The organism is Myxococcus sp. AB025B, assembly GCF_006518215.1.
Taxonomy (GTDB): Bacteria; Myxococcota; Myxococcia; order Myxococcales; family Myxococcaceae; genus Myxococcus; species Myxococcus fulvus.
This window is the reverse complement of sequence record NZ_SRLW01000547.1, coordinates 1-3,007: the sequence shown is the minus strand read 5'-3', so window position 1 is coordinate 3,007 and position 3,007 is coordinate 1. Positions and strand designations below refer to the sequence as shown.

The window sequence follows — 3,007 nt, the reverse complement described above, 5'->3', positions numbered from 1 at the left end:
CCCGGATAGCGCCCGGCCCCGAGGTCCGGGTCCGGCACCTCGATGCGCACCCGGCCCGCCTCCGTGAGCCCCGCCTTCAGGTGGCGGAGGATGAGGATGAGCGGCTCGTCGTGGAAGCGGCGCGCGGGGAGCAAGGCATCGGGGTGGCGGGACATCGCGCGGGCAGCGTACCTCGACGCGGCACCGCGGGACGCGGTGCGTTGGCGCCCGTCCCTCTGACCGGGGCTCAACATCCCTCGCTCGCCCTCCGGCCTCTCGACGAGGCTCGCGTTGACGGGTCCGCGTTGGTCGCTTTCTCATTCTAAGCATGAAAATCACGACCATCTCGATTGCATCCCTCGGTCTGCTCGTCACCGCGTGTGGAGGGGGCCTGGAGCCCGACGACGGCGCGCTCCAGACGCGCGAGCAGGCGGCCTTCTCCGGCGTCAACGGCGAGTACTGTCTGGTGAGCGCGTACAACTGCAAGCTGCGGGTGAGCGGGGGCAACCGAGTCCCCACCAACAACCCGGCGGACGACAACTGGGGGCTGGTGACGGGCGTGCCCATCCGAGACGGCAACGGCACCGTGGTGGGCACCAACACGCGCTCGAGCGCCGCCTTCAACTACGGCCAGACGCGCACCTTCGCCGGGGAGCTGCACGCGTTCGCCGTCTCCACGTCCAATTCGAGCGCGGGGTGGCTGCCCATCTCCAGCATCCTGGGGCGCACGTCCTTCGAGCAGAAGGTGGGCCATGTCTCCGCCCTGGGCGCGGGGCTGGCGAAGCTGGGCTGCTACGCCGTGCGCAACACGCATGACCCGGTGCTCGAGTTCAAGAAGGTCGTCTACGACAGCGACGCCACCCACGAGCGCGCCGGAGACTACCTGCCGCTGGTGCGCGCCAACGGGCAGCGCTCCGTCAACCTGGTCTTCAACGTGCCCGGCATGGCGCTGGGCGGCCCCGCGGTGGACCACTTCCCCGCGGGCACGAAGTTCCAGCGCCTGGACGTGCCCACCGAGCACGGCGTGCCCTCCATCGACATCCCCCTCTGGGTCCAGGACAGCGTGGGCCGCTACCGCCAGCAGTCGGGGGAGATGAAGTTCCTCTACGGCTACGTCATCGCGGCCACCGGCACCAAGCGCAACGGCTGGATGGCCTACGACGCGCTCCAGGTCAGCTCCGGCTGTCCTTGAGCGCCGTCGTCGGCTCGGCGGTCCGCGTACACGCTCACGCGGACTGCCGCTGGCTCAGCGCGACGCTGCCCAGGATGAGCGCGCCGGCGACCGCCATGGACAGCGTCACCGGCTCGCCGAGCAGGAGCCACGCCCAGGCCACGCCGAACAGGGGCAACAGGTAGGTGACGGTGACGGCGCGGGAAGCGCCGATGCGCTGGATGAGCCGGTAGTACATCGCGTAGCCCAGCCCCGTGCAGAGCATCCCCAGCGCCGCGGCCGACAGCCAGGACACGCTCCGGATGGGCTGCACGGGCCAGGTCGCGATGGCGAACGGCAGCGTCAGGAGCGCCGCGCAGCCCAGCGTCGCCGCCGCGACGGCGCCCGCCGGCACCCCCTGCAGGTGCCGGCGCACCAGGTTCGCCGAGATGCCATAGAAGAAGGCGGCCGTCAGCGCGGCGGCCACGCCCAGTCCGGGGCTGGCGCCTTCAATCTTCCCGCTGGCCAGCACCACCACGCCCGCGAAGCCCACCACCAGCGCCACCCCACGGCGAGAGCCGATGCGCTCGCCGTAGAAGAGGAAGGCCACCAGCGCGGTGAAGAGCACCGTCATGCTGTTGCTGATGGCGCTGATGCCCGCGGGCACCCGCTGCGCCGCCCAGGCGAAGAGCGCGAAGGGCACCGCCGCGTTGAGCGTCCCCACCAGCGCCAGCTTGGGCCAGTGCGCCGGGGTGATGGAGGCGCGCGCGCGCAGCAGCAGGGGCAACAGCACCAGCGCGCCCAGCACCAGCCGCACCGCCACGAGCGGCAGGGGCCCGAAGTCCGGCGCCGCGATGCGCATGAACATGAAGGACGAGCCCCACAGGGCCCCCAGCAAGCCCAGCTCCAGGAAGGTCAGCCAGGCACCGGGCAACGTCGGGACGACGGGACGGACAAGCGAGGGTGTGGTCATGGGCGGTTCACCAGGTGGAGCGAGGCACGAATCTGACTCCGGTCGCTCCCTTATCTGCGCCCCTGGCGCGGGAGTCACAACCGCATGGTTTTGAGGTCAGCCGCGCGTATGATTTGAGGCTCCCATGACGCTTCCCACGGCATGGCTGCCGGCCCTGGCGGCCTTCGAGGCGGCCGCGCGGCACCAGAACTTCGCCCGCGCGGGCCAGGAGCTGCACCTGACGGCCAGCGCCGTCAGCCACCACGTGCGCAAGCTGGAGGGGATGCTCGGCGTCACCCTCTTCCAGCGCCACGCGCGCGGCGTGGAGCTCACCGTGGAGGGGCGCCAGCTGGCGGACGCGGCGAGCGGCGCGCTGACGGACATCCATGACGTGGTGCGCGAGCTGTCGGACGCCCGGAGCGAGCGCCACCTGGTGCGCGTGACCACCATGCACTCCCTGGCGCACACGTGGGTGGTGCCCCGGCTGGCGGACTTCAACGCCCAGCATCCCCGCCTGCGCGTGCGCATCGACTCGGAGACGGCGCTGTCGCGCTTCGAGGAGGGCGGCCCGGACCTGGGCATCCGCTACGGCCTGGGCCACTGGCCCGGGATGACCGCCCACGCGCTGATGCCCGACGCCATGTTCCCGGTGGCCTCCCCTCGCCTGCCCGGCGTCGACGCGGTGCGCACGCCCGCGGACATCCCCCGGCTGCCCCTGGTCGAGGACCTGGCGCGGCAGAGCTGGCCGGACTGGCTGCGCGCCGCGGACGTCCACGGGGCCACGCTGGACGTGCGCCACACGTTCAGCGACACCACCAACGCGATGCAGGCCGCCGTGTGGGGCCTGGGCGCGGCGCTCGCCCGGGAGCGCGTCTGCGAGACCTTCCTCGCCGACGGCAGCCTCCTGCGACTGCCCGGCCCCGCGC

General features: G+C 72.1%; 3 protein-coding genes. 2 read left to right on the top strand and 1 reads right to left on the bottom strand.

Annotation, left to right across the window (positions count from 1 at the left end; translation table 11 throughout):
- Positions 1–307: 307 nt before the first annotated feature.
- The gene (locus FL311_RS42385) at positions 308–1,171 is read left to right on the top strand and encodes a hypothetical protein (RefSeq protein ID WP_141333283.1); all 864 of its coding nucleotides are present in this window, start codon (positions 308–310) and stop codon (positions 1,169–1,171) included.
- Positions 1,172–1,205: 34 nt separating this feature from the next.
- Here the strand turns inward: FL311_RS42385 and FL311_RS42380 are convergent, their stop codons facing one another.
- The gene (locus FL311_RS42380) at positions 1,206–2,102 is read right to left on the bottom strand and encodes a DMT family transporter (RefSeq protein ID WP_141333282.1); all 897 of its coding nucleotides are present in this window, start codon (positions 2,100–2,102) and stop codon (positions 1,206–1,208) included.
- Positions 2,103–2,226: 124 nt separating this feature from the next.
- Between FL311_RS42380 and FL311_RS42375 the strand changes: the two genes are divergently transcribed.
- Positions 2,227–3,007, top strand: a 781-nt coding sequence (locus FL311_RS42375; RefSeq protein ID WP_141333281.1) for a LysR substrate-binding domain-containing protein, incomplete at its 3' end; no start/stop codon positions are given.